This is a genomic window from bacterium, assembly GCA_021159335.1.
Taxonomy (GTDB): Bacteria; UBP14; UBA6098; order B30-G16; family B30-G16; genus JAGGRZ01.
Genome location: JAGGRZ010000026.1, coordinates 18,986 through 34,254, shown reverse-complemented (window position 1 = coordinate 34,254; position 15,269 = coordinate 18,986). Strand labels below are relative to the sequence as shown.

5 protein-coding genes and 1 tRNA gene are annotated in these 15,269 nt (G+C 48.2%); 5 read left to right on the top strand and 1 reads right to left on the bottom strand.

Going from position 1 to position 15,269, the window contains the following annotated elements:
- Window positions 1–349: 349 nt before the first annotated feature.
- Window positions 350–423: transfer RNA gene (locus J7J62_01805), tRNA-Arg, on the bottom strand.
- Window positions 424–534: 111 nt separating this feature from the next.
- On the opposite strand from J7J62_01805, the gene J7J62_01800 reads away from it, so the two are divergent.
- The 5 genes from J7J62_01800 to J7J62_01780 all read left to right on the top strand — a co-directional run bounded on the left by J7J62_01800 (window position 535) and on the right by J7J62_01780 (window position 15,122).
- Window positions 535–2,016 carry a hypothetical protein gene (locus J7J62_01800; GenBank protein MCD6123891.1) on the top strand — a complete coding sequence of 494 codons (1,482 nt, stop codon included), beginning with the start codon at window positions 535–537 and terminating at the stop codon, window positions 2,014–2,016.
- 92 nt (window positions 2,017–2,108) lie between these two features.
- The gene (locus J7J62_01795; protein MCD6123890.1) at window positions 2,109–2,903 is read left to right on the top strand and encodes a 4Fe-4S binding protein; all 795 of its coding nucleotides are present in this window, start codon (window positions 2,109–2,111) and stop codon (window positions 2,901–2,903) included.
- A 16-nt stretch (window positions 2,904–2,919) separates the two neighbouring features.
- Window positions 2,920–3,861, top strand: a complete 942-nt coding sequence (locus tag J7J62_01790; protein ID MCD6123889.1) for a diguanylate cyclase — start codon at window positions 2,920–2,922, stop codon at window positions 3,859–3,861.
- A gap of 45 nt (window positions 3,862–3,906) precedes the next feature.
- The gene (locus J7J62_01785) at window positions 3,907–5,352 is read left to right on the top strand and encodes a hypothetical protein (protein ID MCD6123888.1); all 1,446 of its coding nucleotides are present in this window, start codon (window positions 3,907–3,909) and stop codon (window positions 5,350–5,352) included.
- A 212-nt stretch (window positions 5,353–5,564) separates the two neighbouring features.
- Window positions 5,565–15,122, top strand: a complete 9,558-nt coding sequence (locus J7J62_01780; GenBank protein MCD6123887.1) for a T9SS type A sorting domain-containing protein — start codon at window positions 5,565–5,567, stop codon at window positions 15,120–15,122.
- Window positions 15,123–15,269: the final 147 nt, after the last annotated feature.

Below are 15,269 nucleotides of genomic sequence, written 5' to 3'. Positions count from 1 at the left end.
ACGGTTCAGCAAATTTCCCCGGTGGAAAAACAATGTGGGGTCGCAATCCCCTATTAGCCGAGGATAGGTTTGAAACCCTTGAACCCGTAAACCCCTGAATACCAACAATTTACAAAGCCGTTTTTCAGTATCCCCAAAAATAAGCGGGAAAAATCCGCTTGGGAAAAATCACAAGAACACCTAACATCTTGTCCTGCAACAAGTTACAAAAATTCCGTAACCCCCATACTTTCTGAGACACAAAGCCACCGGAAATTTTTTGAATGTTAAATTTTCAAAGACCCTTATTAATAAGGGATGTTTTGGAACGCTGCGCAAGAATTTTCTGGTTTTTTGGGAAAATTTTTTTCGCGCCCAGAGGGACTCGAACCCCCAACCACCGGATCCGAAGTCCGGTGCTCTATCCAGTTGAGCTATGGGCGCCTAAATCTAAAAAATGAATATAACGAAATTTGTAAAGCAATTATAAAATCTTGTGCGATAAATGATATCTTTTAAATTTACCTGATGTAATAGTGTCGAAAGGGGAACGGATTGGTGAGTTTTCGCGCTAAATTTTTGATTTTATCGCTTTTTTGGTTCGTTTTTTCGGCTGTCCCCGCCGTTGAGGGAATTGAACCACCACGAGAGACTCCAAAAGGTAAAATCACCGTTAATGAGGATTCCATAGCCTCGTTGCGCGACTTCAAGCCACTGATAAAAAGCTCTTTCGAGAGGTTTCTCAGGCGGGAAAAGAGATTCGCGAACAAAAGAATGTGGCTTAATGCGAGCAACAAAGATTTTTTCGGCGGTGGGGCGATAAACACAAATCTTACGAGATGGTATCTCTCAAACGGAATGGACAAGAGGGCATCAACGCTTTACTTCATCGACCTTGAGGGCGAATTCCGCAGGGAAAAGTTTGGCGTTAGAACGGCTTTTTTCGATTTGGTCGCCAGATACCGCAAGAGGCACTATCTTTCGTGGGCGCCAAGGCTTATTTCAGCGGCGGTAGAGGGTGGAATGATTTTTCCGTGGCGAAGCGGCGTTTTCTCGATAAACGGCTACGGAGCATTCGCGCTAAGGGATTGGTATCCTGTGTGGGGCGATGATGACGCCACCATGATAGGAAGGCAAAGCGAGCCGAGCGGACGCATATCAGCAAGGGTTCATCAGCGGATAAAGGGTGATTTCGGCTTGGTTTTTTCGGGGGGTTATGCGGGATGCGGCTTTGGCGAGGAAAGCGACGACGAGAATGTTTACAACGCAGCCATTGGCGGATTTAAAATTTTAAGGTTCGGCATCCTTAGAGCAGGAATTCAGCATGTGGGCAACAGCTATGATGAAAAAATCACGAGGCCATTTCTTGAATTTGAGTATGCAACGCCTATCCTTGGGATAAGCGCGAAATACGGCGCCGATGCCAGCGTGGCACCTTTGGCTAAAGTAACAATTGATGAGCCAACGGTGAGCGTGAAACCGGGTGTGCATGAAATGGCGGAATCGCTATCGATATCGATAAAATCTCGGTTCAAAACCATGATGATAAAATTTAATGGAGTAGCAGGAAAGGCGGACAAAAGGGCATTCGTCGAGAAAGATACGAGCTGGGGTTTTACAGCAGACTGCGATAGGGTAAACATCCTTTACGGAAGCTTTACTCTTGAAAGCGAGCTTAAGAAAGCGGGGGTGGATATAAGAATTGCCTTGAAGTCGATGGCAGATTATTCCTCGTTTTCGCGGGGCGGCTGGGTCCCGTTGAAACCGAGAACAAAGACTACCGCAAAAGTTTTGGTCGCGCCTACGGATTGGTTTTCGGCGAAATTGGGCGTTACCTATTGCTCGGGAATGTTTCTTCGTCGAGGGGGCAGGTGGGTTGATGGCTTTTGGGACATATCATTAGGCTTTACGGTAAAATGGAAATTTATTAATGCGACCGTAAATTTGGACAATGTTCTTGGGGCACGAGAATACTATCCGCCTTATTTTGTTTATAGCGGTCCCATTTATGGCATTAGATTAGAACTATCCGATTAATAGATTTTATATCAATAAGTTACAAAAATTCTCTAAATAATTTAATTAAATACTTGCGAAAACATATTTGATTATATATAATTGTAGTTGCGATGAACCGAAAACATTCGGCATACAAAGCTACAGCTTTTCTTTTCAAATATCCGAAAAGAACCATAATTCAAATTATTTCTTTTGCCTTCTTCATTATTCTCGTGTTTTTCGTCATTGGTCCTCATTGGGTGCATACCATTTGCCCCATAGCATTTTTTGAAAGCCCATTGCTTTCGCTTCTTAAGGGCACTCGAATTTTTTGGCTTGCTGGCATTATTTTGGGTGCATTGGCGATAGCTTCAACGATAATTATCCCGAGACCTTTTTGCGGCTGGGTTTGTCCCGTGGGTTTTGTCGCTGATATTTTTGGCGAGCTTGGCGAAAGATTGCACATCAACGCGAAAAAAATTCCCCATTGGCTGAACGAGAGGATGAGATACTTTTCGTATGGAGTTTTGATTTTCATTGTTGTCGGAACTGTTGCCACTGAGCGGCTATTTTGCATTCTTGGCTGCCCAGTTTATTGGAGCTGCAATGCTTTCAAAATGAGCGTGCCACCTGTTACTTTGGTTTTGCTTTTATTTTTCGTTTTTGTTTCGCTTCGTGTAAGAAGAGGTTTCTGCAGATACATATGTCCATTTGGTGCGCTTATGGGGGTTTTCGTGCCGCTGTCCCGTTACAAAGTAAGGCTGAACCTTGAGGTATGTAAAAACTGCTATGTTTGCCGTGTTTGCCCGATGGGGATTGACATAACAAGGGAGCTTACCGTAAAAAGCAGCCACTGCATAAGTTGTAACGAGTGCGTTTTGTCGTGCCCTTTGAATGCGTTGTATTGGGGCAGGCGAAATCTATAAAAACGGCGGGGGAACGATGAAAGAAAGAGTGCTAATAGTTTGCGACGACGATTTAACCGCTGAGATGCTCGTTAATGCGCTTGGCGGCGAGGAGTTCGAGTTGATTACTACATCGGAAGCAGGCGAGGGGCTTTCCCTTGCAAGAAGACTTGACCCAGATGTCATTATTGTGGATTCAGGTCTGGGCGGTGGTCGAGGAGTGGAGCTTTGCCAATCGGTTAAGTCCGAAATAGCGTTGTCTCACATACCTATAATTCTGCTCGTTGCGAACGCGAGAAGCTCGATAAGGCTCGAATCATTCAGTGGAACGATAGATGACTTCATACTAAAGGAGCAGATTTTCCACCCTAATTTCTCGTCGTTGATAAGAAATGTTATCGCACGAGTCGAGTTAAATGCGAACATGAATCCCTTGACAGGTCTTCCCGGAGATGAGATAGTTAGAAAAAGGATAGTTTCAGCGCTAAGGAGTGGCGAGCAATTTTCCGTTGGCTACGCCGATATTGATAATTTCAAGCCTTTTAACGATGCATACGGTTTTTCGCGAGGTGATCAGGTTATACTTATGGTGGCGAGGACGCTTAAAAACAGTCTCAGGAAGTACGGCACTGCTGGAGACTTTCTCGGCCATCTTGGCGGGGATGATTTCGTGCTCGTGGGAAACCCTTATACCATGCGCGATGTCGCAGCTGAGGCTATAAGAGTCGTAAGGCAGAACGCACCAGGTTTTTACGATAATCGTCACAGGCAAATGGGCGGTATTGAGGGACTCGATAGGGACGGCAACAAACGATTTTTCCCTTTCCTAAGCCTTACTGTGGCTATAGTTGATATAGATGCCTCATATGTTAATCCAACCCCTGAACAGATAACACGGCTTGCTGCAAAGATTAAGAAGCGATTGAAATTTTTGGGCGGCAATACTTTTGGAGGATATGAAGTGCTTCTGAGAAATTAGATGATATTATAATAATGTATGCGAAAAATTATATTGACAAAAATTATGCTTATCGCAATGGCTTTGGGTGCTGATTTTACTTTAAGCCCTGACTGGCATCTTAACGATTTGTGCGAGGAACTTGAGCTTAGAGGTATAGTCCCAAAACTCCCTGAAGTTAAACCGTATTCATCGGATGTTCTTTTGGCTGCGTGTAAAGCCAATCCCCATGCTTTTTACGCTCGAAGGGTTTCGCGATTGATAGATAGGAGAAGCATCCCTGATGTGGGCTGGATTTATTGGACACCTGGTGTGTGGTTCGGCAACAGGTGGAATTCGAGATTGAGGGAGTTCGGCAGAATGAATATTGGCGTGGGAGGAATGCACTCTGATTTCACCATACTCGGAATTTATCGACTTGATAGCGGATATTACTACGACCCCGAATACTTTGGGGCAAGGTGGGAACGGATAGCAGGCAAAGCCGACCAAGTTTATTTAAGGTGGCGAAAGGGTGATTATTATGTTCAACTTGGAAGAGATTACCTCTCCTATGGGCTTGGTGTGGCTCTGTCGGGGGCAAAGCCTTTCGAGATGGCACAGGCTAAATTTCGACTCGGAAAATATGTTAACCTTCACTGGTTTATCGGGCAGCTCGACGAATATGTTGAATGGGCTGGAACGACCAAGGTGATTTACAACAGGTTTCTTGCCGGGCACATGTGGGAAGTATCGGTAGGACCTGCTAACCTTTCGTTCTCAGAGCTTATGCTTTTTGGTGGTGTTGGGCGGCGGGTTGAGATGTATTATATGTTGCCCCTTTTTGAGCTTCATGGTGAGCAGCTTAACCACAGGTGGGACGACAATACCGTGTGGATATTAAACGGCAAGCTTCTTTTGCCACCTGTAAGACTTAGAGGGGAGATAGTGATTGATGACTATCAAATAGAGCACAAAACACCGGGGGACAGAGAGCCGACGGAAGCCGGTCTTGCAGCACAGGTTGATTACGGCTTGTCCTTTAAAAAGTTGTTCTTAACGCCAACGGTAAGATACGAACTCGTTTTGAATAGAACCTTCAATCAATCGAAGCCGTGGAATAGGTATCTCTACGAGGGAAAACCCCTTGGAGCACAGCTGGGAAATGATTTTGATAAAATAAGTGCTGGTATAAAGTTGTTCGGCAAGGACTTCGGCGGCAATCTTGATGTGTTTTATATAAGAAAAGGCGAGGGCAGGATTGACGACCCATGGACTGAACCTTGGCTTGACGACCCGAATTATAAAGAACCGTTCCCCACTGGTGTTGTCGAAAAGAAAGCTGGTTTTAGCGTGGATCTGTTTTATGATAGAGGTTTTTATGAGAGCAAAAATTTTCAATCCGATTTTAGTATAAGTTTATCGCTTGAGTATTGCCGTGTTGCCAACGCTGATCATATAGAAGGTAAGGAGAGAAACGAATGGAAAATAAAATTTGATTTGGGTTTGATCCTTTTTGGAAAGGGCTTTTAATTTCGCTTGACAAAGCAAATAATGTTTCTAACTATAATAAAAATGTTTTAATAAAAATTTGATGATAATATTCAAAATTGGCTTGACAAGAAAGGTGTGATGAAGTAGATTCTTCAAAAGATTCAGTTGTGGAGATTTTGTGTTCTTTGATTAATGTTGTTATGATTTATTTTGGCGATGTGGGGCAAAAATTAGTGTAAGGAGGTAGTATAGTGGATAAGGAGAAATTTGGTGGTTGTGAAGGTGTTAATGAGAGTAAAACCATTTTCAGAAAGGAGCGCGGTATGAGAGGGAGAGGCGCAGTTGTTCTGTTGTTAAGCCTTATGGTGCTTGTTGGCACCCTATTCGCGCAGGGGACAGGCAGTGATTGGCAGTATTTCAATGTGTTCAACCTGGTGGATGGGGGCTATGGTACAAATATCCCCAGCAACTATACTACCGATTTCAGCACAGTAACATCGTTCACCCCTGCAAGACCACACAGCTGGTCCACATTCAAGCTTGACGGAAGCCACACCGAGGTAGGAGTTTACGGACTTCCTGGTGTTGATGCGGTAACATGGATGGACGAGGAACTGATAGGGCTTCAGTCCGATAGAGCGGTGCTAAGGTTAGATGTGCTGGCATCCTCGCACAGAATATACATTACCGCCATAAAGCTCACCATCTGGGGGAATCAGCACTTCGACCCCAACGAAGACCTGGCTCCGCTTAAGCCCGAAGACGCAAGGGAATTCTTTGGCGTTTCAGCGACTGAGGAGGACTACTACACTGGCGTTCAGTTCTATGTGGATAGGGACGACGGCATTCCTGCTCACGCTCCTCTTTGTGATATCTTTGATAACTCCGATATAGCGGGTCTTCCTGAAAGACTTCTCGATACTGCAAGGGCGTATTATGTTGACTTCTCAGTTCCTTATGACCCAACCACCGCGGCGGAGACCTTGACATATGACCCCGACGATCCCACCGACCCAACGCTTAAGTGGATAAAGGTCGGAACTGCATCAACGCCGCTGGGAACATACAATAAGTGGGTCGCCATATTCCCGTTCAGAAACCCGATAGCGATACCACCACAGTTCTCATGGACAGGTAAGAACCTTCCGTTCAAGAGGATTTGGGTGGTTCTGCGCACCATCGGCTGCCATGATTGTGAAGATACATTGTATGGTGGCGGTATTGCTGGTATAACTGAGGCCGACACATTCTTTGTGGGTATCGATTCCATAGCCGATATTCATTGTTACATTGACGATGCCTATCAACACAAATCCGTCCCGCCGCTTGGTCATGTTGAGGTTACACCGAACAATCCCGACCCAACCAATCCTCTTGCTGAGCGTTGGGCGAGCGCTGAGTTCCTTTATGGTATAGAGAACTTCCCACCGCAGATTTACGCACTTTATCCAAGCAATGTTGTCGGTTCCAATGGTCCGCATTCCGATGCTATCAATGTTGACGGCGTTGACCCGACCTATGGTGGCATTCCGGGTTCTGAGTATGAGTGGGCATCTGAGCCTTCAAGGCCAGCCACCAACGACTTCTATATCTTCACTGCTGATTCGACCCAGCTTATCTCATTCATGGCACAGGACAGGCAGAGTTGCATAGGCTCGGTGGTGGTCGAGATTCGCTATCTTAACGGCGGAAACTTCCCGTGCAGAATAGACTCCATATTCTTCAGGAATCCTCTCGAGTTCGGTCGGGATACGCTAAGAAATGGTGGTCATGGGCTCGGCTGGGAGGTTTACATAAAGGCTGACGGCAATGATGACGACTGCGTTAGTGACCCCGCACATACCACGCCTCGCTGGGGTAACTTCTATGAAGCTGGCGCAGTTAATGACCTTGGCGGATGCGGTATAGATTCGTTCTGGATTGCTGTCGGTAATGATGGTCCTTCAACTGTGGATGATTATCTTGACCCATTCCTTGACGGTGCTATAGTGAGGGTTTCAGTAAGAGTATTCAACCGTGCTAACGGCGGTCCGAATTGGTATTCCGATACTTCATGGATATTCATCGTTGACCTTTCCGGTCCTAATGCTGAACTCGTTTGCCCCAGCACTGAGGGCCATGATAATGAGACAAGAGCCTACAGAGATTACGGCACAGCTGGTAATTTCAACAGAGCCGATGAAATTGAGGGTGCGCCCGTTCCTTATGTATGGCTTGCAGATTCCCTCCCCGTATTCACCATAGAAGTTTATGACGATTACGCAAGGGTTCACGATGTTACCAACCATGGAACGAAGTACACTGGCGGAGCAGGTGGTTCAGGATTCAATCAGAGAGACTTCGAGATTACATTCATAGTTGAGCGTCAGGCTACTGGTTCTGAGGCTGGAACATTTATGCCTGCTGCGACATATACGCTTACCGTAACGGAAGATGATATGATTAAGTGGTATGATGCATGTTCTGGCGACTCGATTCAGGGCGTTTACTTCGATGAGAACGACGAAGGCACGGGCGGATATCTGTATATTAACTTCGAGCATCTATATCGTTCGCCATACAGAACGGATGCCTCGTTGTTTGAGCTTCAGTCCGGCGATAAGGTTTACATAATCGCGACGATGATCATGGACGACCCCGACTACGGTCAGGGTAGCCAGAAAGATACCGCTATCGCATACGGCTCAATAGACCTTTATCCGTCCGATTCCTGGTGCTCCGCTGGCGGAAATGACCCCAACTACGGAACCAAGACGTCCTTTGACAATCATGTTCCTCTTTGGAGCGTGACCTGCCCTGGTTACACAAGCTACAGCCCTGACACCCTTGGAATAGTAAGAATAGACCTTGTTGGACCGTATGCGCCCACAAGCAACTATTATCCGCCTCATGGCTGGGTGACATCTGACACCACACAGGTGATAACTGTTGACCTTTATGACCAGATAGGGTTCGATAATGTCGACAACCCGACTTACTATAAGGATAACCTCGGAGACTTCGGTCCAAGGTTCTATGGTGTATCAGGCGTTAATGCGGACTCGATAATAATGAACATAAAGGTTCGCGGTTGCGACGGCACATGGCATCCGTATTACGGTGGTCCTGAGGGCAGGAATTTCGTTATAAATCGTTCAGGCGTTTATCCGACGACACATCCAGCGAGCGTTCCTAACCTCGTCGTCGAGAAGATAAGAATGCACGACTCGCTCTACAGCTGGTGGGGCACAAGAGTCGTGTTTGACCCGTATGCAACAAGGCCGCTTCCTGGTGCTGCTGCGTTCAGGTCGGGCGATGAGGTCTGCGTGACAGTATACGCAGCCGATAATGCCTACACCAACTGCACGATGGAGTGCGGCGGATTCGGTCCATGCCCAACCAGCGTGGGTGGCTGCACTGTCGTTGGTTCCTATGCAGGCGGTGTAGAAAAGTTCAGGTTCACACATTATGTGCCCGGCAACAACTGGGCTGAGGATGTGGTTGACCCTGACGGATTGGTTCTTGCGCCAAGACAGGTAGCGAGATGGACATTCTATGTCGACGCCGATCCGCCACAGTATCAGGTAACCGAGTTCGACCAGTGCCCGTTCGAGTGGAAGTTCAAGATAACCGATGTTGCTCGCCATGTTGGTCCAAGATGGTGTGACGCTCATGTTGCCGGCATGGGTGCTGTCGATGTGAGAATAATTACCATTGACGACGAGGACTGCGACGAAACAGATGGCATTCCTTATAACATAGATACCATATTCATTAATGACCTTCCGGTTGGCGAGGAAGCTTTGGTTTATCACGACGCTCATCTTGGAACCTACTTCACTGCGTACTATGGTCACGGAATGGATACCTGCCGCTGGCTGCCATGCTGCAGTGATGCTTACAGAGCAGATAGATACTTCTATGTGAAGCTTGAGGAAGATTCACTTGATCCTGAGCGTTCCGCGTGGCTTAAGCTCTACTGGGGAGATGGTGATGAACATAGCTGCCACTTCTTCGAGCCCGGCGACAGCGTTATAGTCGAGATTTATGCTGGTGACGCTGTTAACACTCCGTGGTTCCCCGCGACCGAGCGTCAGGTCAACTGGCGTGGTCCATATCTTGGCGGAACCGGCGGAGAATATTATGAGTGGCATCATGAGTTCGACTGCTACACCGGTGGAACATATCTCAGCTCTGATGATGCTATACAATACATGTTCTTCACATTCTGGCGTACTGGTGAGCACTCCTATCAGTCGTTCTTCGGCGATACGGTTTACAACTACGAGTCCGGCGGAACCACTGGCGTTAAATACATCTACAACGACTTTGAGAACCCGAACTGGCAGCAGGTATGGACCGAGGCTGTTAAGATTAAGCCTGACCTCGAAGTAACAGAGGTCAACTGGTTCAACGATGAAGCTTATGATGACTGGGTACACGGTGTAGATTTCCATTATCCACCTGACCTTCATGGTACATATTACAACCTTGATGAGGTTACGAGCGAGACCGATCTTTCCGATATGGACCGTGACCCGTATCTTGGTAAATATGCCAAGGAACTCAACTTCATAACATTCGACATACAGACATGCACCGATTCGATAGTTTACGAGCATCGTGGTGGAAGCCATCCTGGCAGCGATTCCGTGGTTAATCACTCGCCGTATGCTAAGGTAGAGCTTTACGACTCCACCGGTACGCTAATCTGGAGCCGTGAGGACTGGTATGATGCTGACTGCATCGCTTGTTGGCTGCAGTATATCCCGATGAGAGATGGCGTGCCCTACGGCACAGATGGCTGCATCGACGGCGGAAGGCTCATAATCGGTCCGCTCGACCAGCTTATGACATGCGACACGATTTACGATACAGTGTACATCTTTGGTGCGGGTGGTTATCTGATACCAGTCAACTTCATTCCTCATGAGTACTGCGGCTGGCCTGCACCGAGAGATTGGGAGCTCCTCGTTGAGCCTTACCTCGATTCAATAACCGGTGATACCATTGGTGTTATTCATCATCTGATTCCGATATACGGTTACCGCAACAAGGACAGCATCGTTGTTACCGTCGGAATCCACACCAGGACACCGAATATGTTCGGTGAGGATACGCTTTCGGTGTATCATGAATACAGATGGGATTACATAATAGATATGGAGCCGCCCACTGGACACTTTGCTCCTCTTGTAGCGGTTTCCGGTTATGATGAGGTTAACTGCGTTGCTCGCCACAGGAGCAACTATAACATAAGGGTAAGACTTGAGGCTATAACTGACGATGGCGTCGGATGCTCGGGTGGTGGAACCACTGAGGGTTGGACGACACCGTGGCCACTGCCAGCAGTGGTGCCTTACTCCGACACGCTGGTTTACGAGTGGCATCCAGAGCTCAATGAATATCTCGAATTAAGATACAATCCTGGCACTTACTACCTGTTCACCAATGAGTCCTTCGTTATCCACAACTGCGCAGATGAGACTCAGATAGCGAGAACAATGAGGCTTGTCACACCGGTGCAACTCTATCACGGTATCGACCACAGCGTGCACCCTGAGGTCGCAGAGATGACAACGATAACCTACGACACGCTCTACATTGCGGATTCTATGTATGCTGTTGCTACCATTCAGGATAAGCTCGGTAACAGCGCGTTCGTGATGTCCGACAAGATGGCGCTCGATAATGGTCTGCCGGAGATTAAGGGTATCGCGTTCTGCACCGCTATAAAGGATTCAGTTACTGGTGAGATTCTCGACTTCAACTGCTGGGATCCGAGCCTGTTCAAGGCTCCGTGGCTGATACCGACTCAGGACAGCCTTATAGGCGTGTACAACTTCTCACCGCCTGATGAGCCTGGTGCTATATGCACGGTTTATGTGAGAATATGGTTCAACGATAATATGGATGTCGGAGAAGAGCTTGGCCACATGGTCAGATTTAGACCTGAAGGCTGGACGCACTGGTTCCCTGTTGTTCCTATAGAAAGCTATGCAAGGTTCTTCCCGCTTGCCAACATATATGCTGATTACGAGCATGTCGCTGGTGGTCCGCTTTATAGAAGCTCCGTGCCCAGCAGTGACGAAGAGGTAGGAACTCCTGGCGCTCTTACGGTTGAGCCAGGATGGAATACTGACAGAGAATGGATTGGTTACATGATTATAGCTGGCGGCGGACTTATGGACGGTGTTGCGGAGATAAGAGTTCAGGGCTTCGCCGACAATGCCGGCAACGAGATGCTGCCTCATGTCTATCCGTTCAGGATTGAGACAAGGTATCATCCGCCGACAATGGGTTGGCCGGTAACCGAGTTCACATCCGATGTTTCTGAGAACGATGCTTGGGAAACTCCGTACGGCGGTGGTGCTGGCGTGGTAACATCCTATGAGGGCGGTGGACTGTTCGGGCTTATCTCGCCTATCGGAAGATGCAACGACATATTCGCATACGACTTCGACCCATCAATTACCGACAGCGTGGTGTTCGATGTCTACTTCCACACCGTTGCCTGGGGCGACAGCGATGTTCCGACAAGACCTGGTGATGCTTACCACTTCGTCATAGACGATGTTCCGACATCGCCGTATGTGTGGTATAGCTATCACTACGGAACATATGCCGCTAAGCTCCCGTGCTCCATATTCGACATATTCACCGCGGCTGCCGGCGAGGAAAGCCTGTACGCTTCGATAGTGTTCAAGGTTTACTCGAGATTCTATCCTGGAGACTATGTTGCGGATACGGTTCTCAACCTGTGGTTCGACAACAAGGTTATCGAGGGCGGAACCGATGTATACCTCACGAGCGACTTTGACGGCGACATTCCGATGGGAACTGATAGACTGATATTCCTGCCGACCACTGAGAAGATAAGATTCGTTATCACGGGTCCTGAGATCACCAGAGTTGACAAGATTGGCCTTGCCTGGATCGACGAGGTTACCGGAGCTATCTATCCTATAACTGACCACACACCGCCTTACGACGATGATTTCATCCGCGTGGATGAGGATCCGTCAGATGGTCTGTGGTATGACCCGACGATTAATGCGATAATCTACGAGTGGGATTGCGCTGGTGAGCTTATTCCGGGACTCTACAGAGTGAAGGTTTACGGAATTAACGAGGTTACCAATGTTTACGAGGATGACGGCGTGGTTACCAGCGAAACCTATCCGCATACCTTCATGTTCACCCGCGGCAACATACAGATTCCGCGCGAGGCGTTCCTTGCACGCGGCGACAACTTCGTGGATGCTATGAAGAGAACGTCCTGCAACTATCCGAGCCAGCCGTGGGCTGACGATATCTATCCGTGGCCTAACGAGGATAAGTATCCTGACTGGCCAGGCTGGGTATACATCACACAGTCGATAATCGAGGGTCATGAGCACCTGCATAAGTTCCAGGTCATAACATTCAACAATCCTGACCCGACATCCGGTATTACTGACCCGCTGATGCACTCTTACACTGAGCAGGGTGGCTATCCTGGCGATTCAATCTATGTCCTGTTCGAGCTCTTTGAGGATGACCTTATCTACACCGACAGTGTGCTGCTGACCATCGAGGACGAGTACGGTGGACCTATAAGCGGTTCCAACCCGGTTGTTCGCCATATGTTCTATCTGCCTGATGATATCGTAACATTCACCGATTGCCTCGGTGATACGCACAGATATCTGGTTTACAACTGGGTGCTCGACGACCAGGATAACCGCTTCGATGGTCCAGCTAAGATAGTGTTCACAACATACGAGCACGATGTGGCGATGACATCGGTTTACGCGACCGACCACCCGACCTATGTGCTGATTGATACATATGATCCTGAGTATCGCGTGCAGCTAACCAGAGTTAGTGGTGCGCCAATGATGACCTGCATCTCCGACTCGCTGCCCGGTGAGACTATCTGGGTCACAAATGCTGACACTATCGACATATATATCTACTGGAGACAGACGATATTCGATCAGGCTGTTGGCGCTGAGGACTATGTATGCTACGACGACAGCACCTACGGAAGAACATGGGATTACCTGAGAATGACCATAGATGGTCCGCCTCATCTCGGATTCCACACTGACGATCCTAACGACATGCTCGATGCAAGACTGTATCACGCTGTCCATACCACAGACGACCTTCTCCATCCGTTCTGGCATCAGCCTGACGGCGGTTACGATTCCTATCCGCTTCCGATGTACTACTTCGCGGATAATTCCTACAAGTATCGCTGGGCGGTAGCCTCTGATCCTGCTGGTAATGGTCTTGCTATGATTCTCGTCAAGGGTCGCGATGTCGCGGGTAATGTTCTCGACTACGATGAAGCAAGATACTCGAGGTCCTACGGTAAGTTCGTGCTTATCGATACTGATCCGCCTCATGTAAATGGTGGTCAGATAACGCTTACTTCTGGAAGCATCCAGGGTGATGCGGGCGCGATTACCGATAACCTGCTCGGCAGAGGATTCCGCGATGTCCTCAACAATACATATGTGTATGTAAGCATCTACAGCCTGGATATGAGCACGAAGTATGCGGACTCCATACCTACTAACGATGACGGTTCCATAAGTGAGGCTGCAGTGACACTTACCGCAGGCGATACAGTCTATGTGTGCGCCACAGACCTTGCTGGCAACACCGGCTGCGACAGAGTAGTGGTAAGACCTGAGGTCGAATGCTGCGAGTGGGAGCTTTGCCCAGGCTGGAGCTTAGTTGCTCTGTCTGTAATTCCGCCTGACCTCAGCAAGAGCACCATATTCGGCACAAGACCAGTATTCCTCAATCGCGGTGGAACCTACATCCCGGCACCTGATCCTCTCAGAATCGGCGATGGTTACCTCGTGATGTCCAGCACAGCGGATACCATAGTGGTCTGCGGTGATCCGGTGACTGAGTTCACCGTTGACGACCTGCAGCCGTCCTGGAACTCCATAGGCGCTATCTGGGGTGATGTGCCTATATCCAGAGTCGATGTGACGCCTCCTGGTGCCATAAACATCACACAGACTTACTACTACGATTGCGCGGCTCACGGTTATGTGCCGACCAACACTCTCCATCAGTGCCGCGGTCACATAATCTGGGTTAATGTTGCTCCGTGCACGCTCACAGTTAGCTCAGCCGGTAGCGGACACTCCTCGTTCAAGGCTTCGCCGGTTACAGCTCTCTGGGATGCTGACCTGATTGTTAAGGCAGGAACTATTGCGAAGACACTCGTGGTTGGTGCTGCCGATGGCGCCACAGACATGCTTGATGAGGGTGTTGATAAGCCGGCACTTCCTGCTATGCCTGGTGAGCCTGAGGTCTATCTCGACAACCACATGGAAGTTAACTACAAGCCCGAGGCTGATAAGCTCGTATGGAAGCTCCATGTTATTGACAAGGTTATAAGCATCACACCTGACCTGAGCAATGTTCCTGAGGAATACGATGTGTTCATCGTTGTTGACGGCAACAGAATCAACCTCAGAGAGGCTGGTAGCGTCACGCTTACTGAGGGCAAATACTTCATAGTGGCTGAGAAGAGAGCCGTTCCGACCAAGTTCGCTCTCGGCGGAAACTATCCGAACCCATTCAACACTGCTACTGTTATAGCGTACGAGATTCCGAAGAATGCTCATGTGAAGATCGAGGTATTCGATGTTACTGGTCATAAGGTCAAGACACTTGTTAACGAGGAGCAGACTCCTGGATTCAGAACCGTTGTCTGGGACGGCACCGATGACCTTGGAAATGAGGTCGCAAGCGGAATCTACATCTACAAGCTGACATCCGGAAAGTTCGTCCAGACCAGAACGATGATGCTCTCCAAGTAATGCGAGGCTTGATAGGGCTGGGGCTCCCTTTGATGGGGGTCCCGGCCCTTAAGGGCAAGGAAAGAGAGTTTGAAAGGAGTTTTAGGAAAACTTTTGATGGATTTTTTAGAATTTTTTTAGGTAAAAGGAATGATAAAAGTTAAGAAT

What these genes read in the sequence shown, in the direction of transcription:
- J7J62_01795 (MCD6123890.1), top strand. Translation starts at nt 2,109, where the DNA reads ATGAACCGAAAACATTCGGCATACAAAGCTACAGCTTTTCTTTTCAAA.
- J7J62_01785 (MCD6123888.1), top strand. Translation starts at nt 3,907, where the DNA reads ATGCTTATCGCAATGGCTTTGGGTGCTGATTTTACTTTAAGCCCTGAC.
- J7J62_01790 (MCD6123889.1), top strand. Translation starts at nt 2,920, where the DNA reads ATGAAAGAAAGAGTGCTAATAGTTTGCGACGACGATTTAACCGCTGAG.